Raw genomic sequence first — 21,252 nt, forward strand, 5'->3', positions numbered from 1 at the left:
GGATCAGCCGGAGGCAGCCGTTTCGGCCGCGGCCGGTGCGCCCGGGCCGGTCCGCCCCCGCCCGAGCTTTTCGCGCGGCAGGTGGCAGCGGATCGCATGGCCTTCCGCGTCGGGCGCGAAGCCGGGCTCCTCGGTCTCGCAGATCTTGGCGAACTTGCGCGGGCAGCGGGTGTTGAAGACGCAGCCGGTCGGCGGGTTGACCGGGCTCGGGATCTGCCCTTCCAGCTTGATGCGCGTGCCGCGCTCGCCCGTCACCGTCGGCGCCGCCGAGAGCAGCGCCTCCGTATAGGGATGGTGCGGCCCCTGCAGCACGCTGCGCGCCGGGCCGATCTCCATCAGGCGCCCGAGATACATCACCGCAATCCTGTCCGAGAGATGCCTCACGACGCCGAGATCGTGGGAGATCAGGATGTAGCTGACCTGGCGCTCGGCCTGCAGCTCGGTCAACAGGTTCAGGATCGCCGACTGCACCGAGACGTCGAGTGCCGAGGTGGGCTCGTCGCAGACGATGACGCGCGGATCGGCGGCGAAGGCCCTTGCGACGGCGACGCGCTGCTTCATGCCGCCGGAAAGCTGGCGCGGCTTTGCCGGAAGCTGGCGCGGCGTCAGCCGCACCGCCTCGAGCAGCCGCTTCACCCGGCCGTCGCGCTCCGCCCCGCCGACGCCGGCGAGACGCTCCACCGCCCGGCCGATCAGATGCTTGACCGTGTGGGCGCGGTTGAGCGCCGAATCCGGGTTCTGGAACACGATCTGCACCGACTTCACCGCCTCGCGCGGGCGCGCATGGACGCTCGGCGCGATCGCCGTGCCGTCGAGGCTGATGCGGCCGCCCGCGTCGTGTTCGGCCAGCCCGAGGACGAGATTGGCGAGGGTCGACTTGCCGGAACCCGATTCGCCGACGAGACCCAGCGTCTCGCCCGGCGCGAGCGAGAGGGAAACGTCGCGCAGCGCCTGGACCCGGCGATCGCCGGGAAGCTTGTAGGTCTTGGAGAGATGTTCGAGCTTCAGGACCGGCTCGACGTTCGGGCCGCGCTCCGGCGAGTTGACCTGAGGCGGCTCGCTCATCCGCGGCAGGTCGTCGACGCGGTCGTGGAAGTGGCAGCGGCTGCCGCGGCCGCTTCCGATGGCGTAGAGCGGCGGCTCTTCCGCCCGGCAGCGTTCCTCGGCGAGGCCGCAGCGCGGCGCGAAGACGCAGCCTCTGGTGATCGAGCCGGGCGGGGGCGGGAAGCCCGGGATGTTGTCGAGCGCCGGCCCGCCCTTGAAGCCGGCCCGCGGCAGGCAGCGCAGGAGGCCCGCGGTGTAGGGGTGGCGCGGATCGGCGAACAGCGCGCGGGCCGGTCCCTCCTCGACGAGGCGGCCGGCATAGAGCACGCCGACGCGGCTGCAGAGCGAGGCGACGGCGGCGAGATTGTGGCTGATGAACAGGATCGCGGCGCCGAATTCCTGGCGCAGCGTGTCGACGAGATCGAGCACTTCCGCCTCGATCGTCGCGTCGAGCCCGGTCGTCGGCTCGTCGAGGATCAGCAGCGCCGGGTCCTTGGCGAGGGCCATGGCGATGACGACGCGCTGCTGCATGCCGCCGGAGAGCTGGTGCGGAAAGCTCGCCATCACCCGGGCGGGATCGGAGATGCGCACGCGGCCGAGCATCTCCTCGCCGCGCCGGTAGCGCTCCTTGCCGGCGGCACCGAGGATCTCGAAAACTTCCGCCATCTGCCGGCCGACGGTGAGCGAGGGGTTCAGCGCCTTGCCGGGATCCTGGAAGACCATCGCGACGTCCCTGGCGCGCATCTGCCGCAGCGCCGCCGATCCGAGCGTCGCGACGTCCTTGCCGGCGACGCGGGCGTGGCCCCCGGAAATCCGGCCGTTGGCCGGCAGGACCCGCTGCAGCGCCAGCGCGACGGTCGACTTGCCCGAGCCGGATTCGCCGACGAGACCGTAGGCCTCGCCGCGCCGGATCGTCAGGGTGACGTTCGACAGCACCGGCAGGTCGCGGCCGCGGACGTGATAGGCGACGCTCAGATCGTCGAGTTCGAGGGCGGGGGAGGCGGTGTCTGTCCTGGTCATTCGGCAAGCGCCCGCTGCAGGCCTTCGGCGACGAGGTTCACCCCGACGACGAGCGAGGCGGTGGCGACCGTCGCCGGCACCACCGTCCACCAGAAACCACCGACGAGGACGCCGTAGTTCTCGGCGATCGCGAGGCCCCAGTCCGGCGAGGGCGGCTGCACGCCGAAGCCGAGGAAGGAGAGCGAGGCGATGGTGAAGATCGCATAGCCGAGGCGGACCGTCGCCTCGACGATGATCGGCGGCCAGATGTTCGGCAGGATCTCGACGAACATCACGTGGAGGGCGCCTTCGCCGCGCACCGCTGCGGCGGGGACGTAGTCGAGATGGCGCTCGGAGAGCACCGCGGCGCGCACCGTGCGCGCCACGAGCGGGGTGAAGACGAGGCCGACGACGATGATGACGGTCGGCGTCGCCGGACCGAGCGCGACGAGCACCATCAGCGCAACGATGATCAGCGGCAGCGAGAGCAGCACCTCGATCAGCCGGCCGATGATCGCGTCGACCCAGCCGCCGAAATAGCCCATGACGAGGCCGACCGCCGTGCCGAGAGCGGTGCCGAGCAGCGTCGCGAGCGGCGCGATGGTCAGGATGTCGCGGGCGCCGACGAGGACGCGGGAGAACACGTCGCGGCCGATCTGGTCGGTGCCGAACCAGTGCTCGGCCGACGGCGGGGCGAGGGTGTTGAGGAGATCGTCGGCAAGCGGATCGTAGGGCACGAAGGCCGGCGCAAAGGCGGCGCAGAACGCCCAGAACAGCACGATCCCGGCGCCGATCAGGAAGGCGGGGCTGCGCAGAAGGATACCGAGCGTCGAGCGCTCGGCCCGGATGGCGGGGCCGGCCGGCGCCGCTTCGCCCTCAGGTGTCTCGATGCCCTCGGCGGTCGCGCTCATCCGCCCATCTCCGCCCGCAGCCGGGGATTGAGCATCACGGTGATGCAGTCGGCGATCAGCGTCGCGACGATGAAGAAGGCGCCGATCGTCAGGATGCCGGCCTGCAGCATGGCGAAATCCTTTGCCTTGGCCGCGGAAAGGACGAGATTGCCGATGCCCTGGTAGCGGAACAGCGTCTCGACCACGACGAGGCCGCCGAGCGCATAGCCGGTCTGGGCGGCAATCACGGTGATCGTCGGGACGAGGGCGTTGCGCAGCACGTGGCGGGTCATCACGGTGCGCCACGGCAGGCCCTTCAGGACGGCGGTCCGCGTGTAGTCGGAGGCCAGCGCCTCGGCCGTGCCCGCCCGCGCCATCCGCGCGATGTAGCCGAACAGGACGATGACCAGCGGCAGCGCCGGCAGGATGAGATACTGAAGCTGGGTCAGCGGCCCGGCGCCCTCCGGCCAGGTCGCCGAGAGCGGCAGCCAGCGCAGGATCACCGCGAAGACCAAAATCAGCGCAATGGCCGAGACGAATTCCGGAATGACCGTGAGCGACAGGCTCGCCACCGAGATGATGCGGTCGAGCGGCCGGCCGGCATTCAGCGCCGCGATCACCCCCGCGCCGACGCCGAGCGGGACGACGATGAGGAAGATGACGCCGACGAGCTTCAGCGACTTCACCAGCGCGTCGCCGACGAAGGGGGCGACCGGGGCGCGATAGGCGTATGACTGGCCCATGTCGCCCTTCAGCATGTCGCCGACCCAGGAGACGTAGACCTCGACCGGCGGCCTGTCGGCGCCGAGCTCCTTGTTGAGCGCGGCCACCGCCCGCTGGTCGGCGAGGGGGCCGAGGATCGCCCGGCCCGGATCGCCCGGCAGTACCTGCGCACCGAGAAACACCACGACGCTGACGAGCCACAGCGTGAGCAGGCTCAGCCCGAGCCTGCGCAGGAGGAAGCGGCCGAACGCCGGGCCCACGGAAATCAGCCCACGGTCGCCTTCTGGAGGAACAGCTGGCCCATGGCTGTCGGCTGCATGTTCTTCACCTTGGGCGAGGCCGCGGTGAGATAGTCGTAGAAATAGGGGTAGATGATCGGCGTCTCCTCGAGCAGCAGCCGCTGGATCTTGCCGGCGATCTCCTGCTGCGCCTTCAGTTCGATGGCGGCGACGTAGTCCGTCACGAGCTTGTCGTAGTCGGAATTTTGGAAATTCGCCGCGTTCCAGGTGCCGTCGCTCTTCAGCGGCGCCGTCAGGAAGACGTTGGGAATGCCGCGATGGCCGTAGTCGGTCATGCCGAATTCCGAATCCAGCCAGTCCGACTTGCCGGGGACGGCGCTGCCGTAATAGGCGCCGGAATCTTCGATCTTCAGCGTGACGTTGATGCCGATCTCGGCGGCGGCGTTCTTGATCAGGCTCGCCAGCGCCGGCAGTTCTTGGATCTGCATCGTCGTGAAGGTCACGTCGAAGCCCGTGGTGCCGGCATCGGCCATCAGCTGCTTGGCCTTGTCGATGTCCTTGGCGCGCTGTTCGACGGTCTTGTCGGTGGAGGGGAAGATCGGCGCGAAGGGCGAATCGTTGCCGAGCTCCGCCATGCCGCGGAACAGGCCCTGGATCAGCCGCGGCCGGTCGAGCGTCAGGGCCATGGCCTGGCGCACCCGCTTGTCCTTGAAGGGGCCGGACTGGCACTTCATGTGGATTTCGCGGTGGGCGTTCGACGGCAGGCGGATGATCTCGACCGCGGGGTTGTTGAACAGGCTCTGCGAGCCCTGGACGGTGACCTGCTGGATCACGTCCACCTGGCCGCCGAGCAGCGCCAGCACCTGCGGCTGCTGGTCGTTGTAGAAGCTGAGCTCGACCCGGTCGAGCAGCGGCGCGCCGTCCCAGTAGTTGGGATTCTTGACGAAGCTCGCCCCGACCTTCGGCGTGTACTTGTCGAGCTTGAACGGTCCGGTGCCGACCATGTGCATCTCGAAGTCGCCGGAATAGTCGGCCGGCAGGATGATGGCGTTGTAGTTGTCCGAGGAGAGGTAATAGGGGAAATTGCCGTTCGGCGCGTCGAGATGGAACTCGACCGTCAGGTCGTCGACCTTCTTGGCGCCGTCCTTGGACAGGACGCCCTTGAAGGCGGACAGGGCGTTCGAGCCGTTGGCCGGATCGGCAAGGCGGTTGATCGAGGCGACGACGTCGTCGGCCGTCATCGTCTTGCCGTCGTGGAACTTGACGTTCTCGCGCAGCTTGAAGGTCCAGACGGTGCCGTCGTCGTTCGGCGTCCACTCCGTGGCGAGCATCGGCTTCAGCACGAGGTCCGGCCCGTCGAGGACCAGGAAGTCGCCGACCTGCTGCAGGACGAGAAGGCCGTACTGGTCCGACACGGTGACCGGGTCGATCTTGCCGGAGGGCGCGATGAGCGCGATGCGCATGGTCCCGCCCGGCTGGCCGCCTTCGGCGCGGGCCTCGCCGATCGGCTCGAAGCCGACGGTCTTCATCGCCGCCGCCATCACCGCCATCGACAGGCCGACGCGGCTGCCGTGGCGAAGGAAGGCGCGGCGGTCGAGCCGCCCGGCAAGAAGCTCGTCGATGACCTCGTTCTGCATGGCCGGGCGGCCGAGCCTCAGAGCGGCGAGATTGCTGATGGCGCGAAACATGGCGTCGACCCCTTCGGTGTTGACGGTCCTCAAACCTGACACGAGCCGAACTCAAGCAAGTTTTGAGGCAAAGGGAAAGGCCTCGCGTCGGTCATTCGATGGCCGGCCAAAGGCTGCACGCGGCTCGGGGACACGGTCGGGACTGGCCGATGGGCGGCGATTTCGGCGGCGCGGCACGGCAAGACGGCGGGCTGCCGATCGTCGGCTGGCGCGGCAGGGATCGATCAGTCGTCCAAACGAAAAACACTCCCGGCACCGTCGGGTGCGGGAGTGTTTTTCAGTGGTTGCGGGGAGAGGATTTGAACCTCTGACCTTCAGGTTATGAGCCTGACGAGCTACCGGGCTGCTCCACCCCGCGTCGGCAACGGCGCGCTCGGCGCCGTCGGTGGCAGCTATGTATGCGACGGCCGGATGAATGAAAAGGGGGTATTCGCTATCGCCGCCGGTTTTTTCGCGGCGGGTGTGAATTCCGGCGAAAACGCGTGAAAAAAGCCGCCTAAACGGTTGGGCGGCTTCGCAAATGATCCAAGCGGGGCGGTGTTTCGGCCGCGGCTTCGCGCGGCCTGACCGGCCGACGCCCCGGCCTGACCCGGCTTTGCAGCGAGTCACCCGGGCGACTCGCGTCGGGCGACGTCGACCGGTGCCGTGCCGCGAAAGCCGCATCGCGGGCCGTCGCAGCCTCGGAACGCTGGTCGGCGAGGAATTCGCAGCGAACCAGCGCCCGGCCGGCGGCGGGCCGGACGTGTCCCGGCTCAGTCCTCGGCGGCTTCCGCCGATTCGCCGGCGATCGCATCGGCCCGGTCGATCGCCTCGACGATCAGCTGCCGCGCCATGGTGCTGCCGCCCCAGTCGCCGATCTTCACCCACTTGCCGGGCTCGAGATCCTTGTAGTGCTCGAAGAAGTGCTCGATCTGCTTCAGCGTGATCTCGGGCAGGTCGGTCGGCTCGTAGACCTTGGCGTAGCGCTGGGTGAGGTCGGGCGAGGGCACGGCGATGATCTTCTCGTCCTTGCCCTTGTTGTCCTCCATGACGAGGACGCCGATCGGCCGGCAGTTGATGACGCAGCCGGGAAACAGCGGACGGGTGTTGCAGATCAGGACGTCGATGGGATCGCCGTCGTCGGAAAGGGTGTGCGGGACGAAGCCGTAGTTCCCCGGATAGGTCATCGGCGTGTAGAGGAACCGGTCGACGACGAGGCAGCCGGCGTCCTTGTCCATCTCGTACTTGATCGGATGGCCGCCGACGGGAACCTCGATGATGACGTTGACGTCCTCGGGGGGATTGATGCCGCGCTTGATCGCGTCGATGCGCATGTCGGATGATCTCCTGTGGTCCGATCCCGGCCGCCGGCGACGTCCCGGCACGAAGCTCCGGCTCGCCGGAGCTGTCCGAGCGTGCGCCCGCCGGCCGCTCGCCGGCTGGATTAGCGGCTTGCACGGCCGGTTGCAACGCTCGCGCCCGGGCTGCTGCCGCCTGTCGCCGCTCCCGCGAGGCCCGGACGGGGCACGGCATTCGCCCCCGGGCCGCGACCTCAGAGCCGATGCCCGGTCTTCTGGTCGAAACGATGCAGGTTCGCCGTGTCGGCGGCGGCGACGAGACGGGTGCCCGGCTCGACATGGCTGTATCCCGGCACCCGGACGGCCACCTCCGGCCCGCCCTCCGGCAGCGTCCCGTAGATGAAGCTCTCGGCGCCGACCACCTCGACGCCCGACACCGTGAGGTCGAAGACCATGTCCTGTGGCTGCGGCGCGCCGTCCTCGACGAGGCGCATGTGTTCCGGCCGGATGCCGAGCGTCTCGCCGGCACCCGCCGCCGAGGCCGCGCCGGCGGGCAGGGTCAGCCCGGCGAGGCCGCCGGCGCCGAGCGGCAGGAGGTTCATCGCCGGCGAGCCGATGAAGGTGGCGACGAAGAGGCTCGCCGGCCGTTCATAGACCTCCATCGGCGAACCCGCCTGCTCGATCCTGCCGCCGTTGAGGACGACGAGCTTGTCGGCGAGGGTCATCGCCTCGAGCTGGTCGTGGGTCACGTAGAGGCTCGTCGTCTTCAGCCGCCGCTGCAGGCGGCGGATCTCGGCCCGCATCTGGACGCGCAGCTTGGCGTCGAGGTTGGAGAGCGGCTCGTCGAACAGGAAGGCGGCGGGTTCGCGCACCAGCGCCCGGCCCATCGCGACCCGCTGGCGCTGGCCGCCGGAGAGCTGGCCGGGGCGGCGGTCGAGAAGCGCCGCGATCTCCAGCATCTTCGCGGCCTCGTCGACCCGCCGGGCAATCTCGTCCGCGGCCATCTTGCGGTTGCGCAGCCCGTATTCGAGGTTCCGGCGCACGCTCATATGCGGATAGAGCGCATAGTTCTGGAACACCATGGCGATGTCGCGCTCGGCCGGCTCCAGCGCGTTGACCACCCGCTCGCCGATCGCAACCGTGCCGGAGGTGATCGATTCGAGCCCGGCGACCATGCGCAGCAGGGTGGACTTGCCGCAGCCGGAGGGGCCGACGAGCACGACGAAGGCGCCGTCCTCGATCGACAGGGAGACGCCCTTCACCGCCTCGACATTGCCCGGATAGACCTTGCGGACCTCGTTCAGTTCGATCTTCGCCACGTCACTTTTCCGATTCGACCAGGCCGCGCACGAACCAGCGCTGCATCAGGACGACGACCAGAACCGGCGGCAGGATCGCCAGGATCGCCGTCACCATCACCATGTGCCAGGGCGTGTCGGCATCGGCGAAGGAGACCATCTTCCTGAGGGCGATGACGATGGTGTTCATCTGGTTGTCGTTGGTGACCAGGAGCGGCCACAGATACTGCGTCCATCCGTAGATGAAGAGGATGACGAACAGCGCGGCGATGTTCGTCCTGGAAAGCGGGATGAGGATGTCGCGCAGGAAGCGCAGCGGCCCGGCGCCGTCGATGCGGGCGGCTTCCACGAGTTCCGAGGGGATCGTCATGAAGAACTGCCGGAACAACAGCGTCGCCGTCGCCGAGGCGATCAGCGGCAGGATCAGCCCGGCATAGGTGTCGATCAGCCCGAGATCGACCATCACCTTGTAGGTCGGGAGGATGCGGACCTCGACCGGCAGCATCAGCGTGACGAAGATCAGCCAGAAGAACGCCATGCGCAGCGGGAAGCGGAAGAACACGATCGCGAAGGCCGAGAGGATCGAGATGAAGATCTTGCCGAGCGCGATGCCGAGGGCCATCACCAGGGTGTTGAACAGGAGCGTCAGGACGTCGACGCCGCCGATCCGGCCGATGCCGCCGAAGATCGCCTCGCCGTAATTGGCCGCGAATTCGCCGCCGGGCGTCAGCGGCAGCGGCGGGCGCAGGATCGTGGTGAGCGACTGGGTCGAGGCGATGAAGGTGTAGTAGATCGGGAAGGCGACGACGAAGACGCCGAGGACGAGGACGAGGTGCGCGACGGGGCGGCCGATGCCGCGGCGTTCGATCATCGGACGTTTCCCTCAGCCATAATGCACGCGGCGTTCGACGTAGCGGAACTGCACCGCGGTGAGGGCGATGACGATCGCCATCAGGATCACCGACTGGGCGGCCGAGCCGCCGAGGTCGAGATTGACGAAGCCGTCGTTGTAGACCTTGTAGACCAGCGTCTGCGTCGCCTGGGCCGGCCCGCCGCCGGTGACGGCGTCGATGATGCCGAAGGTGTCGAAGAAGGCGTAGACGGTGTTGACGACGAGCAGGAAGAAGGTCGTCGGCGCGATCAGCGGGAAGACGATCGTCCAGAAGCGCTTGGTCGAGGACGCGCCGTCGATCGCCGCCGCCTCGATCAGCGAGCGCGGGATCGACTGCAGCGCCGCGACGAAGAACAAAAAATTGTAGCTGATCTGCTTCCAGGCGGCCGCGACGACGACCAGCACCATCGCCTGGTCGCCGTCGAGCAGCGGGTTCCAGCGGTAGCCGGCGTCGCGCAGGAGATAGGCGAAGGTGCCCATCGCCGGATTGAACATAAACAGCCACAGCAGACCGGCGACGGCCGGCGCGACGGCATAGGGCCAGATCAGCAGCGTGCGGTAGAAGGCCTTGCCGCGCACGACCTTCTCGGCGGCCGTCGCCAGGAAGAGGGCGAGGGCGAGAGCGAGGACGGCGGTCGAGACGGAAAACACCACCGTGACCCGCACCGAGTGCAGATAGTCCGGATCCCCGAGCACGGCGGCGAAGTTGGCGAGGCCGACGAACTTGCTCTTCAGGCCGAACGGGTCCTCCTTCAGCGTCGACTGGTACAACGCCTGGCTGGCGGGCCAGTAGAAGAAGACGAGGGTGATCGCCACCTGCGGCGCGAGCAGCAGGTAGGGCAGGAACCTGTTGGGAAAGACGGCTTTCGGCACGGGTGGCCTTGCGACTTGGAAAGCGGCCGCCGGGTGGGGCAAAAGGCGCGCGGTCGGGGCTGGCAGGATCGGCGGCGCGGCGCTTGGGGCGCCGCACCGCCGGTTTCACGCCTTGCGGCGGGTCACTGGGCCTCGGCGATCGCCGCGTTGCCGAGCTTGACGATGTTGTCCATCGTCGTCTGGGCATCCTGCTTGCCGGCGAGCAGCGCTTCGAACTGCTCGTTCTCGATGTCGCGGATCTGCGGCAGGTTGGGAAGGCGGACGCCCTTGGAGTTCCCGGTCGGCTCCTTGCCCATCATCTGGGTGATCGGCGTCTCGCGCCCCGGGTTCTTCTCGTAGAAGCCGGACTTCTTGGTCTGCTCGTAGGCCGCCGTCGTCACCGGCAGATAGCCCGACTTCTCGTGCAGGCGCTGCTGGACGTCGGTCTGCGACAGGAATTTGAAGAACGCGCCGATGCCCTTGTACTCCTCGTCGGACTTGCCGCCGAAGACCCAGAGGCTGGCGCCGCCGGGGATGGTGTTCTGCGGCGCGCTCTTGGCGTTCTCGTCGTAGGGCAGCTGGCCGATGCCGTAGTTGATGCCCGACTTGACGACGTCGCCGAGGCCGCCGGAGGATTCCGTCAGCATGGCGCATTCGCCGGAGAGGAAGAGCTGCTTGGCCTCGGAGGTGCGGCCGCCGTAGCGGAAGACGCCTTCCTTGGCGAGGTCGGCGAGCGCCTTGAAGTGCTCGACGTAGATCGGCTCGTTCAGCTCGAGCTTCACGTCGGTGCCGGCGAGGCCGTTTTCTTCGGTGCCGTAGGGGACGTCGTTCCAGGCCGCGAAATTCTCGAGATGGATCCAGGTCAGCCAGGTCGAGGTGTAGCCGCAGTCGGACGCGCCGGACTTCTTGATCTTGCGGGCGGTCTCGAACACCTCCTGCCAGGTCTTCGGCGGATTGTCGACGTCGAGGCCGGCCTTCTTGAAAATGTCCTTGTTGTAGTAGAGGATCGGCGACGAAGAGTTGTACGGGAAGGACAGCATGGTGCCGTCCGGCTTGGAATAATAGGCGACGATGCCGGGGAGGTACTTCGACTTGTCGAATTTCTCACCCGCCGCCTCGAGCACTTCGGCGACCGGCTTCACCGCGCCCTCGGCGCCCATCATGACGCCGGTGCCGACGTCGAAGACCTGGATGATCGCCGGGGTCTGCTTGGCGCGGAAGGCGGCGATGCCGGCATTCAGCGTCTCGGGATAGGTGCCCTTGAACACCGGGACAACCTTGTAGTCCTTCTGGCTGTCGTTGAATTCCTTGGCGAGGGTATCGACCACCTCGTTGTTGGCGCCGGTCATGGCGTGCCACCACTGCAGCTCCGTCTGGGCGAAGGCGGGCAGGGCGGTGGTCGCGGCGAGAACGCCGGACAGAATCAGGCTGCGGATCGACATGGGGTTTCCTCTGATGCGATTGCGGTGGTCCGCTTATTGGATAGCCTGTGCAACAGTTTGATGACGCAGCCGCCGCAAGGCGGCGGGGCGGTCGCCAGGCCAACATGACGTTTCTATGACACGCGGGCCATGTCCGCAACGTCCCGGCTGCAGGCGGCGGCGTCCACCAGCGCGCGGCCGGATCGCCGGGCACGGTTCCGATATGCCCGCGCCGCCGCACCGCCGGCGACCCGCGGCACGGCAGGTCCTGGCCGGCCCGAGTCCGCCCGCCTGGCGGGGTGGCGGGAGTGCCGGGCTAAAATCGATCCTGAATTGCAAAAAGCCCGACCGCGACGTCGGCGAAAAGCCTCAGCATTTGCATTGGGATGGCCGATCGGAATAAGCCTCCCATATGGCCTCGACACCGGTACCGTCACAGGAACGTCAAGCGCATGCGATCGCCGTCGTCATCACAGCGCCGCTGGCTGCGGCGAAAGCCGCGATGCCTGTGTGCCCGGCCGGTTACCCGCAGCGGCGGTCCGCCATCGACGACGGTACCGCCCCGACGTTTTGAACCTTGAGATCGCAAGAACCGCGAAGGCAGGCGACAGGGCCGGTCCTTCGCGGAAAAACCGTTTGAATGATGAACGCAGGCAACCAGAACGACAGACCCGACATGCCGGCCGTGGACCGCGAGGCGATGCGGCCGCTCGACTTCTCCCGCGTGTTCGACCTCGTCGCGACGCCGCACATGATCCTCGATCGCGACCTGTGCTTCGTCGCCGTCAATCGCGCCTACGAGCGGGTGCTGATGCGACGGCGCGAGGATCTCCTCGGCAAAAACCTCTTCGAGATGTTTCCCGAGAGCCGGGAGCCGGAAGAGCGTCTGCGCGCCTCCCTCATGACCGCTTTCGAAACCGGCGAGGCGGACACCATCGCGCTGATCCCCTACGAGATCGATCTGCCGGCCGAGCGCGGCGGCGGGCGCGAGACGCGCTACTGGAGCGCCACGCACACGCCGATCCTCGACGACGAGGGGCGGGCGATCTTCGTGATCCAGAACACCAACGACGTGACGCCCATCGCACGGATGGAAGCGGTCGAGCGGTCCTCGGCCCAGTCCGGCACCGCCGAGCTCGCGCTGTTCAGAAACGCCGAGGTGGTGGAGGCGGCCTATCAGCAGACGCTCGCCGAAAACGAGGAATTCCACCGGCTGTTCAGTCAGGCCCCGGGGATGATCGCGGTCTTCGAGGGCAAGGATCTCCTCGCGACATTCGTCAGCGACAGTTTCGCGCGCTTCGTCGGCCAGCGGCCGATCGTCGCCAGGCCGCTGCTCGAAGCGCTCCCGGAACTTGCCGGACAGGACTTCACGGCGATGCTGGGCGAGGCGATCGGCGAGGCACGGGCCGTGACGCGCGAGGGCCTGAAGATCAGCCTGCGCACCGCCTCGGACGACGTCGACGGTGCGAGATACGTCGACTGCTTCTGCAATCCCGTCCGCGACGCGCAAGGCAGCGTCTACGGCGTCTTCGTCCAGGGTGTCGACCGCACGGAAGCGACGCGCGCCGCCCATCATCAGCGCACGCTGCTGGACGAGTTGAACCACCGCGTGAAGAACACCCTCGCCACCATCCAGTCGATGGCGCGGCAGAGTTTCCGCGATCCCGGCGACATGGAGACGGCCCGCTACGCCTTCGAGGCGCGGATCATGGCGCTGAGCCGGGTCCACAACATCCTCGCCGAGCGGCGGTGGGAGGCTGTGCCGCTGACCGAGCTGTTCTGCGGCAGGGCCCAGTCGGTGGCTTGCGACCGGATCGTGCGCCGCGGCGAAGAGGTGCTGCTCTCGCCGAAGTCGGGAGTGGCGCTCGCGATCGTCATCCACGAACTGTTCGCCAACGCCCGCCAGCATGGCGCGCTCCGCGACGACGAGGGCCGTGTCGAGATCGACTGGCGGCGCGACGAGCGGGCGACGGACAGGCTCTTCCTGACCTGGCGGGAGATCCTGCCGCCCCGCGAGGCGGCGGCGCTGCGGCCGGGCGTCGGAATCCGCATCATGCGCAGCATCGCGGAAGGTGAACTCGGCGGCAGCCTCGCTCTTGATGTCGGCGATACCGGTCTCATTTGTCGCCTGGAGGTCGGCCTGCCAGAGGTCGCGGGCTTTGTTCTGTGAGGGGGCTGGCATGGGGGAAGCGATAGCTGGTCTGCGCGTTTTGGTCGTGGAGGACGAGAGTCTCGTCGCGCTGCAACTCGAGGACATGCTGCTCGAGCTCGGATGCAGCGTCGTCGGACCGGCGATGCGGCTGCGCGCCGCCGAGGAACTCCTGAATTCGGCCGTCGACATCGACTGCGCCGTCCTCGACGTGAATGTCTGCGGCGAAATGGTCTATCCGATCGCCGAGCGGCTGACCGGCATGGGCATTCCCTTCATCTTCGCCACCGGATACGGCCGCGACGGCGTCGACAAGCGGTGGACCGAGGTTCCGATCCTGCAGAAGCCCTACACGTCGGAGGACATCGGCCAGTCGCTGGCCCTCTGCCTGTCCTGAAGCGGCCCCGCCGCTCCGGGGGCCGATTTCGGGGCGCCTGGAAACGCTCGCGGCATCTGCCGGAGAGCGCCCGGTGGCCTCGGGCGGCGGGCGCTTCCTGGCGCATGCCGTGGCCGGTCACTTGCCGGCTGCGGGCATCCATGCCGGCTTGGCGACGTCGGTAGCGGCGAATTGCGGCAGTTTCTAAGACAACTCTTCCATGTTCTTGACGTCGCTGGTAAAAAGCATGTCGTGTGTCACCAGGGTCGGCGGCACCACGACGTTGTGGTCGGGATCCTCGCCGGCGAGAAGCATGGCGAGCGCCCGCACGGGGACCGCGCCGACCAGCTGCGGATCGGTGGCGGCCGTCGCGACCCAGGTGCTCGGATCCTCGCGCGTCAGTTCGATGGCAGCGGTGAAGACGTTGGCGCTGCAGGTCCGGATGTCGAACGAAAGGCCGCAACGAAACGGCATGGGCAAGGCCGGCGAGGCAGGCGGGGCGGAGCCGGCGGAACTCTCCCACAAGCTTGCGCCCATACGCCATGCGGCCGCCCGGCTGGCTTCTTCCCCCGCCGCTTCGCGATCCGCCGCCCGGGCGGCGCAGTCCGCCGGAGGGACGGCTTCGGGCTTCCGTACCGGCGGGTCTCCCCACCCGGCGACGCTGCCGTGCGTGTGAAACGGAAGCTAGACGGCGAGATACTGCATGCGCATGTCCTTGTTCTCGATGATCTCCTTGGCTGAGCCGTCGAAGACCACCTCGCCCATGTCGAGGATGATGGCGCGATCGGCGAGATGCAGGGCGGCGATGGCGTTCTGCTCGACGAGGATGGTGGTGATGCCGATCTCCTTGATCTCCTCGAGGATCCTCTCGATCTCCTTGACGATGACCGGAGCGAGCCCCTCATAGGGCTCGTCGAGGAGCAGCAGCTTGACCTCGCGGGCGAGCGCCCGGGCGACCGCCAGCATCTGCTGTTCGCCGCCCGACATCGTCACGCCTTCCTGGTTGCGCCGCTCGGCAAGGCGCGGAAAGTGATCGTAGATACGCTCGAGCTCCCAGCCGGCCGGCGGCTCGATGCGCGCGAGCTTGAGATTTTCCTCGACGGTAAGGCCCGGGATGATCCGCCGATCCTCGGGCACGAGCTGGACGCCGGCGCGCGCCGCCTGATAGGCCTGCATGTCGTGGAGCGCCTCGCCGTCGAGCCAGATCTCGCCGCGCTTCAACTCCGGCGAACCGGCCCTTGCGATGGTTCTGAGCGTCGATGTCTTGCCGGCGCCGTTGCGGCCGAGAAGCGCGAGGATCTCGCCATGCCGGACGTCGAAGGAGACGCCCTGGACGATGTAGCTCTCGCCGTAATAGGCGTGCATGTTCCGCGCCGAGAAGAACGGCCGGTCGGCCTCGGCCCGCGGGCCGCGCGCGGCCGGCGCCGCCTTTGCGTGGGAAAGCGTCTCGCTCATAGATGGGCTCCCCCCAGATAGGCTTCCTGCACGCGTTCGCTGGCCTTGATCTCCTCGGGCGTGCCTTCGGCGATCACCGTCCCCTGCGCCATGACGCTGACCTTGTCGGCGAGGGAGAACACGACGTGCATGTCGTGCTCGATGATCACCTTGGTGACGCCGCGCTCGGCGATCTTCTTCAAAAGGTCGACGGTGTTGTTGGTGTCGGCCCGCGACATGCCGGCGGTGGGCTCGTCGAGCAAGAGCAGCTTCGGGTGCTGGACGAGGCACATGGCGAGTTCCAGCCGCCGCTTGTCGCCGCGCGACATCGAATTGACGATCTGGTCGCGCTGCTGCCAGAGGTTCAGGTCGTCGAGGATGTGCTCGGCCTCTTCCCGCACCACGCGGCGCTCCCGGGCCCGGCCCCAGGCATTGATGCGAAACGCCCCGTCGCGCTTGGCGCAGGCGGGGATCATGACGTTCTCGAAGACCGACAGGTCGCCGAAGACCTCGGGCGTCTGGAACACCCGGGCGATGCCGGCCTGGTTGATCTGGTGCGGCTTGTGGCCGAGCAGCGAGTCGCCGTCGAAGGTGACCGAGCCCTCGTCGGGGATGATCCGGCCGACGAGACAGTTGAGAAGCGTCGACTTGCCGGCGCCGTTCGGCCCGATGATGGCGTGGACGGAGCCCTTCTCGACGCTGAGATTGACGTCGTCGAGGGCTCTGAGGCCGCCGAAGCGCTTCGAGACGCCCTTGATCGACAGGAGTTCTGTGGACATGCGCGGCCTTTCCTCAGTGTCCGCCGCCGGCGGGCGCGGGCGTGGGCGAGGCGCCGCCGCGGCCGCTGCGGAAGCGGGAGGCGATCCGCCTCACGCCTTCCATGATCCCGCCCGGCAGGAAGATCACGACGATCATGAACAGGAGGCCCAGCGTCAGCTGCCAGCCCTCGCCGACGAAGGGGCTGGTGATCGCCACCATGAAGTCCTGCAGCCCGGTCGGCAGGAAGTCGAAGGTGCGGTGCAGGACGCCCTCGTTGAACGAGGAGAAGATCTGCTCGAGATATTTCATCACCGCCGCGCCGATCACCGGGCCGAGCAGCGTGCCGACGCCGCCGAGAATGGTCATCAGCACGACTTCGCCCGAGGCGGTCCACTGCATCCGGTCGGCGCCGGCGAGGGGATCCGTCACCGCGAGAAGGCCGCCGGCGAGCCCGGCATACATGCCGGAGATCACGAAGGCGGCGAGCAGATAGGGCCGCGTCGCAAAGCCGGTGTAGTTCATGCGGTTCTGGTTCGACTTGATGGCGAACAGCATCAGGCCGAAGGTCGAATTGCGGATCCGCAGCGTCAGGAAGAAGGCGAGGATCAAGAGCACGGCGGAAAAATAGAAGCCCGGCCAGCCCTGCAGTTCCATGCCGAAGAGTTCCGGCACGCCGCGTCTCGCGACCCCGCCGAACATCGCGTCGAGGACGCGCGGGTCCGAGATGGTCACCTGCAGGCCGGTCTCGCCGTTGGTGATCGGCGTGAGCACCGAATAGGCGAGGTTGTAGGACATCTGCGCGAAGGCGAGCGTGAGGATCGAGAAGTAGATGCCGGAGCGCCGCAGGCTGACGAAGCCGATCAGGAGGGCGAAGACGCCGCCGACGACGATGGCGAAGGCGAGGGCGATCAGCGCGTTCATCGACAGCAGCTTGAACATCCAGACGGCGGCGTAGGAGCCGGCGCCGAGAAAGGCCGCATGGCCGAAGGAAAGGTAGCCGGAGAAGCCGAAGAGGATGTTGAAGCCGAGGGCGAAGATCCCGAAGATCGCGAATTTCTGCAAAATGTCCGGATAGCCCGCGCCGATCGGCGCCAGCCAGATCGGCATGGTGAGGATCGCCGCGGCGAAGACGGCGACGAGCAGCCAGTCGCTGCGGCTGGAGGCGAGGAAGCCCCGCATGCCGTCGCCCCGCGGCGCGTGGCTTTCCGCCGGGCTCTCACCCATCCCCTCACCCGGGTTCTCTTGCGACGTCATGACACTCTGGCTCATCGCTCAGGCCTCCATCACGCCGCGGCGACCCATCAGGCCGCGCGGCCTGACGAGCAGGATCACCACGGCGACGAGATAGATGATGATCTGGTCGATGCCCGGAAAGATCGCCTTGACCTCGGTCATCGAGGCGAAGGACTGCAGAATGCCGAGCAGGAAGCCGGCGAACACCGCCCCGACCAGCGAGCCCATGCCCCCGACCACGACGACGACGAAGGACAGCACCAGGAATTCCATGCCGAGATGGTAGTTCGGCGCGAGGATCGGCGTGTACATGACACCCGCAAGGCCCGCCACCACGGCGGCGATGCCGAAGACGATGGTGAACTTTCGGCCGATGTTGATCCCGAGCAGACCGACGGTCTCGCGGTCGGCCATGCCGGCGCGCACCACCATGCCGAAGGTGGTCAGCTGCAGGAAGGCGAAGACGACGGCGATGACGGCGAGCGAGAACAGGAAGTAGACGATCCGCCACATCGGATAGCTGATGTTCGGCAGGCCGAAGAGGGCGCCGATGTCCGCGCTGCCGGCCAGCGCCGGCGGCGCCGTGATCGGGATCGGATTGGCGCCGAAGAAGTATTTGACGATCTCCTGCAGGACGATCGCGAGGCCGAAGGTGACGAGGATCTGTTCGGCGTGGCTGCGCTTGTAGAAGAAGCGGATCAGGCCGCGCTCCATGGCGAAGCCGACGAGCAGCATGACCGGCACGGCGAGGAGGATCGACAGCGGCACCGCCCAGGCGACGATCGCCTTGCCGGCGTCGCCGTACCAGATCTCCAGATAGGGGATCTCCTTGTAGGCCTCGAAGAAGGTGACGCTTTCGTCGCGCACCCGCTCCGAGATCGTCAGGATCCGCACGAATGTCACCGAACAGAAGGCGCCGAGCATGAACAGCGCGCCGTGGGCGAAGTTGACGACACCGAGCGTGCCGAAGATCAGCGTGAGCCCGAGGGCGATCAGCGCATAGGCGCCGCCCTTGTCCAGGCCGTTGAGGATCTGAAGTATGATGGCGTCCATCGAGCCTACCAGGGTGCCTTCCGGCGAAGGGGGGATGGTCTGATCAAGGCGGCGGCGAACCGTCGGGTCCGGGGCGGGGCCGCCGGCCACCGGCCCGCGCGGGTGGTCAGCGGCGCGCCCGCCCGAATGCCCTGCCCGTGATGCCCGCGATGCCCGGGCGAACACTCGGGCGGGCGGCGTTTCCGCCACCCGCCCGAAGCTTCTTGCGGGCCTTCGTCAGGCCGCGCATCCCTTGACGTCTGCCGGACCGAGCTCGCCGCCGAAGATCGACGGATCGTAGGTCACCTGATCGCGCGGCACGACCTTGACGATCTCCATGAGATCGAACTGGTTGGTCGGGTTCTCCTTGCCGCGCACGACGAGGCAGTCCTTGAAGCACTGATGGTCTTCGGCGCGGTAGAGGGTCGGGCCGTTGCCCATGCCGTCGAACTCGAAGCCTTCCAGCGCCTTGATGACTTCCGGCGGATAGAAGGTGCCGGCGGTCTCGACGGCGTTGGCATAGAGCAGCGTCTGCACGTAGCAGGTCTGGGCAGCCTGCGACGGCGGCGAGCCGTAGGCTTCGCCGAACGACTTGGCGAGAACCTTGGAGGCCTCGTTGTCGAGCTTCCAGTCCCAGTTGGCGGTGCCGAGGATGCCCTTCACCGCGTCGCCGGCGCCCTGGGCCATCAGCTCGGAGAACAGCGGCACGACGATCTGGAAGTCCTTGCCGTTGACCTGCTTGCTCTTCATGTCGAACTGGGTGACCGCCTGCCGCAGCGAGTTCACCATGTCGCCGCCGTAGTGGTTGAGGATCAGGACGTCGGCGCCCGAATTCAGCACCGGCGTCAGATACTGCGAGAAGTCGCCGGCGCCGAGCGGAGTGCGCACCGCCTGGACCGTCTGCCAGCCGAGCGCCTCGGTGGCGTTCTTGATCGACTCTTCCTGGGTCCAGCCCCAGGTGTAGTCGGCGGTCAGGTGGTAGGCCTTGCGGTCCTTGCCGTATTCCTCGCCGAGCACCGGGCCGAGCGCCTGACCGGACATGTAGGCGTTGAAGAAGTGGCGGAAGCCGTAGCGCCGCTTGTCCTTGCCGGTCGTGTCGTTGGAATGGGTCAGGCCGGCCATGAAGATCACGCCCATGTCCTGGCACAGCGACTGCACCGCAACCGCGACGCCGGAGGACGAACCGCCGGAGATCATGATCGCCTTGTCGGCCTCGATCATCCGCTTGGCCGAGGCTCTCGCCGCGTCGGACTTGGTCTGGGTGTCGCCGGTGACGAAGGTGACCTTCTTGCCGAGGACGCCGTTGCCCTTGAGGCTCGAGGGCTTGAGCGTCTTCATCAGGCCGCCGTCGCCCTCGCCGTTGAGGTGCTGGACGGCGAGCTTGAACGCCCGCAGCTCGTCGGCGCCCTCGTCGGCATAGGGGCCGGACTGCGGGACGTTGAAGCCGAGCACGACGTTGCCGCCGGTCGGATTGTTGCAGAACTGGTTGTTCTGCGACCAGGCGTTGCGTACGAAGACGTGCGGTACGGCGAGGCCGGTGCCGAGCGCGGCGCCGGTCTTCAAGATCCTGCGGCGGCTCCAGGCCGTCGTGTCTATAGCCATTCTTCTCCTCCCGAAACGAAGTCCGAACAGCGGCGGCTGCGAACCGATTCCTCCCGACACCAGCGCACCGCTATTTCATGCCTATCGTCTACGAGTGGGATGTTTCAAGCTATAATACTTTGGACTAAACCGGCGGGCCGCCGGGCCGGCCGGCGTTTTGCAGTGAATGCGCCGCAACGCGTTTTTCGCGGCGCAATATATTCTCACCGTTACTGACGGGCGGCCGGGGCGGCGGCCGGCAATGCCCGAGCGACATCGTCAGCCCTTGCCGAGACAGGCGGCGAGATCGCGGGCGAGGTTGCGCATCAGCGTCGGATAGAGGTCCGGGCCGTCGGCAAGGTCGGCGCCGAGCGGATCGAGGACGCCGGTCCTGGCATTGGTGCCCTCGACGATGGTCGCAACGAGGCTCGGCTCGAATTCCGGCTCCGTAAAGACGCAGGCCGCGTCGACGCTCTCGACCTTCGTGCGGATCTCGCGCAGCCGCGCGGCGCCGGGCGCCTTTTCGGGGCTGACGGTGATCGCCCCCGCCGCCGGCACGTGGAAGCGGTGCTCGAAATACTGATAGGCGTCGTGGAACACCACATAGGGTTTCTGCGGCACCCCTTTCAGCACCGCCGCCACCTCGGTCTCGACCGCGTGCAGCCGCTGGACGTAGGCCTCGGCGTTCTTCCTGTAGGTGTCGGCATGGCCGGGATCGACGCGCTCGAGCGTCGCGGCGATGGCCTTCGTCATCGCGACGGCGTTTTCCGGATCGAGCCAGACGTGCTCGTTGTAGGGATTGTCGCCCTCCGCCCCGGCATCGGCAGCGGGCTCGGCCGCGCTCGGCGCGTCGTCGTCCGGCTCGAACATCGCGCCGGAGCGGGCCTTCAGCTTGCTCACCCCCGGTGCGTCCCACAGCGTCACGGTCGCGGCGTCGGTGCCGAGCGCGCCGATCGGCTTGATCAGGAAATTCTCGACCTGCGGGCCGATCCAGAAGATCGCGTCGGCTTCGGAGAGCGCCGCCGCATCGGAGGGTCTAAGTGCCGAGGTGTGCGGCGAGCCGGCGCCGCGGACGATCAGATGCGGCTCGCCGACCCCCGCCATGACCGCCGCGACCAGCGAGTTCACCGGCTTGATCGAGGCGACGACCCGCGGCGCGTCGGCCGCCGCGGCGGGGGAAATCGCGGCGAGCGCGACGACGAGCGCGCCGATCAGCGCCGAGGCGGCGGCAAGGCCGCTGCCGGCGGGATTCTTCGCTTCGGCAAGGTGCGATGCGTCCACGGGCATTTTATGTGCGACGGCGGCGGTGCCCCGGGGCGGGGTCGCCGCGCCCGGCCTCGACCGGCCGGTCGCCGGCCTGCCTGT

General features: G+C 67.7%; 19 protein-coding genes and 1 tRNA gene. 3 read left to right on the forward strand and 17 right to left on the reverse strand.

From position 1 onward, the window contains the following. Positions 1-3 precede the first annotated feature (3 nt). The 5 genes from J1C47_RS02620 to J1C47_RS02640 all read right to left on the reverse strand — a co-directional run bounded on the left by J1C47_RS02620 (position 4) and on the right by J1C47_RS02640 (position 5,941). Positions 4-2,064, reverse strand: a complete 2,061-nt coding sequence (locus J1C47_RS02620) for an ABC transporter ATP-binding protein (protein ID WP_207349173.1) — start codon at positions 2,062-2,064, stop codon at positions 4-6. Then, positions 2,061-2,954: an ABC transporter permease gene (locus J1C47_RS02625; protein ID WP_207349174.1), complete on the reverse strand. Its 894-nt coding sequence runs from the start codon at positions 2,952-2,954 to the stop codon at positions 2,061-2,063. Before J1C47_RS02625 ends, J1C47_RS02620 begins: the two co-directional genes overlap by 4 nt. Further along, positions 2,951-3,916, reverse strand: coding sequence for an ABC transporter permease (locus tag J1C47_RS02630; RefSeq protein WP_342591919.1), 966 nt, complete (start codon positions 3,914-3,916; stop codon positions 2,951-2,953). The genes J1C47_RS02625 and J1C47_RS02630 overlap by 4 nt, the downstream gene beginning before the upstream one ends. A 5-nt stretch (positions 3,917-3,921) precedes the next feature. Further along, the gene (locus tag J1C47_RS02635; protein ID WP_207349175.1) at positions 3,922-5,583 is read right to left on the reverse strand and encodes an ABC transporter substrate-binding protein; all 1,662 of its coding nucleotides are present in this window, start codon (positions 5,581-5,583) and stop codon (positions 3,922-3,924) included. Positions 5,584-5,864: 281 nt separating this feature from the next. Next, positions 5,865-5,941 (reverse strand) — tRNA-Met (locus J1C47_RS02640). Here J1C47_RS02640 and J1C47_RS02645 point away from each other — a divergent pair. Further along, entirely contained in the window at positions 5,905-6,069 is a 165-nt protein-coding gene (locus tag J1C47_RS02645) for a hypothetical protein (RefSeq protein ID WP_207349176.1), read from the forward strand. The two genes, J1C47_RS02640 and J1C47_RS02645, sit on opposite strands and share 37 nt — an antisense overlap. A 266-nt stretch (positions 6,070-6,335) precedes the next feature. Here J1C47_RS02645 and ppa read toward each other — a convergent pair whose 3' ends face one another. The 5 genes from ppa to ugpB form a co-directional block, all read right to left on the reverse strand. Further along, a complete protein-coding gene (gene ppa, locus J1C47_RS02650; RefSeq protein ID WP_207349177.1) occupies positions 6,336-6,896 on the reverse strand; it encodes an inorganic diphosphatase in 561 nt (186 codons plus the stop codon). Between the two features lie 218 nt (positions 6,897-7,114). After that, positions 7,115-8,179 carry a sn-glycerol-3-phosphate ABC transporter ATP-binding protein UgpC gene (locus J1C47_RS02655; protein WP_207349178.1) on the reverse strand — a complete coding sequence of 355 codons (1,065 nt, stop codon included), beginning with the start codon at positions 8,177-8,179 and terminating at the stop codon, positions 7,115-7,117. Between the two features lies 1 nt (position 8,180). Beyond that, entirely contained in the window at positions 8,181-9,029 is an 849-nt protein-coding gene (ugpE, locus tag J1C47_RS02660; protein ID WP_207349179.1) for a sn-glycerol-3-phosphate ABC transporter permease UgpE, read from the reverse strand. Between the two features lie 12 nt (positions 9,030-9,041). Further along, positions 9,042-9,923: a sn-glycerol-3-phosphate ABC transporter permease UgpA gene (gene ugpA, locus J1C47_RS02665; RefSeq protein ID WP_207349180.1), complete on the reverse strand. Its 882-nt coding sequence runs from the start codon at positions 9,921-9,923 to the stop codon at positions 9,042-9,044. Between the two features lie 122 nt (positions 9,924-10,045). Next, positions 10,046-11,344, reverse strand: a complete 1,299-nt coding sequence (gene ugpB, locus J1C47_RS02670; RefSeq protein ID WP_207349181.1) for a sn-glycerol-3-phosphate ABC transporter substrate-binding protein UgpB — start codon at positions 11,342-11,344, stop codon at positions 10,046-10,048. Between the two features lie 619 nt (positions 11,345-11,963). Here ugpB and J1C47_RS02675 point away from each other — a divergent pair. After that, positions 11,964-13,493, forward strand: a complete 1,530-nt coding sequence (locus J1C47_RS02675) for a sensor histidine kinase (protein WP_207349182.1) — start codon at positions 11,964-11,966, stop codon at positions 13,491-13,493. Positions 13,494-13,539: 46 nt separating this feature from the next. Further along, a complete protein-coding gene (locus J1C47_RS02680; RefSeq protein ID WP_342591920.1) occupies positions 13,540-13,869 on the forward strand; it encodes a response regulator in 330 nt (109 codons plus the stop codon). Positions 13,870-14,052: 183 nt separating this feature from the next. Here the strand turns inward: J1C47_RS02680 and J1C47_RS02685 are convergent, their stop codons facing one another. From J1C47_RS02685 to J1C47_RS02715, 7 genes are all read right to left on the reverse strand, one after another. Continuing rightward, positions 14,053-14,322: a type 1 periplasmic-binding domain-containing protein gene (locus J1C47_RS02685; protein WP_207349184.1), complete on the reverse strand. Its 270-nt coding sequence runs from the start codon at positions 14,320-14,322 to the stop codon at positions 14,053-14,055. 210 nt (positions 14,323-14,532) lie between these two features. Beyond that, complete coding sequence (locus J1C47_RS02690) at positions 14,533-15,303, reverse strand: ABC transporter ATP-binding protein (protein WP_207349185.1); 771 nt, start codon at positions 15,301-15,303, stop codon at positions 14,533-14,535. Then, positions 15,300-16,061, reverse strand: coding sequence for an ABC transporter ATP-binding protein (locus J1C47_RS02695; protein ID WP_207349186.1), 762 nt, complete (start codon positions 16,059-16,061; stop codon positions 15,300-15,302). The genes J1C47_RS02690 and J1C47_RS02695 overlap by 4 nt, the downstream gene beginning before the upstream one ends. Before the next feature lie 13 nt (positions 16,062-16,074). Next, on the reverse strand, positions 16,075-17,220 hold the full coding sequence (locus tag J1C47_RS02700; protein WP_425354531.1) for a branched-chain amino acid ABC transporter permease: 1,146 nt from the start codon (positions 17,218-17,220) through the stop codon (positions 16,075-16,077). 93 nt (positions 17,221-17,313) lie between these two features. Next, complete coding sequence (locus J1C47_RS02705) at positions 17,314-18,327, reverse strand: branched-chain amino acid ABC transporter permease (protein WP_207349187.1); 1,014 nt, start codon at positions 18,325-18,327, stop codon at positions 17,314-17,316. Between the two features lie 216 nt (positions 18,328-18,543). After that, positions 18,544-19,908 (reverse strand): substrate-binding protein, encoded by a 1,365-nt coding sequence (locus J1C47_RS02710; protein WP_207349188.1) that lies wholly within the window; start codon positions 19,906-19,908, stop codon positions 18,544-18,546. Positions 19,909-20,166: 258 nt separating this feature from the next. Further along, positions 20,167-21,168, reverse strand: a complete 1,002-nt coding sequence (locus tag J1C47_RS02715) for a zinc ABC transporter substrate-binding protein (protein WP_342591921.1) — start codon at positions 21,166-21,168, stop codon at positions 20,167-20,169. Positions 21,169-21,252: the final 84 nt, after the last annotated feature.

It is taken from the genome of Jiella sonneratiae, from assembly GCF_017353515.1.
GTDB lineage: Bacteria > Pseudomonadota > Alphaproteobacteria > Rhizobiales > Rhizobiaceae > Jiella > Jiella sonneratiae.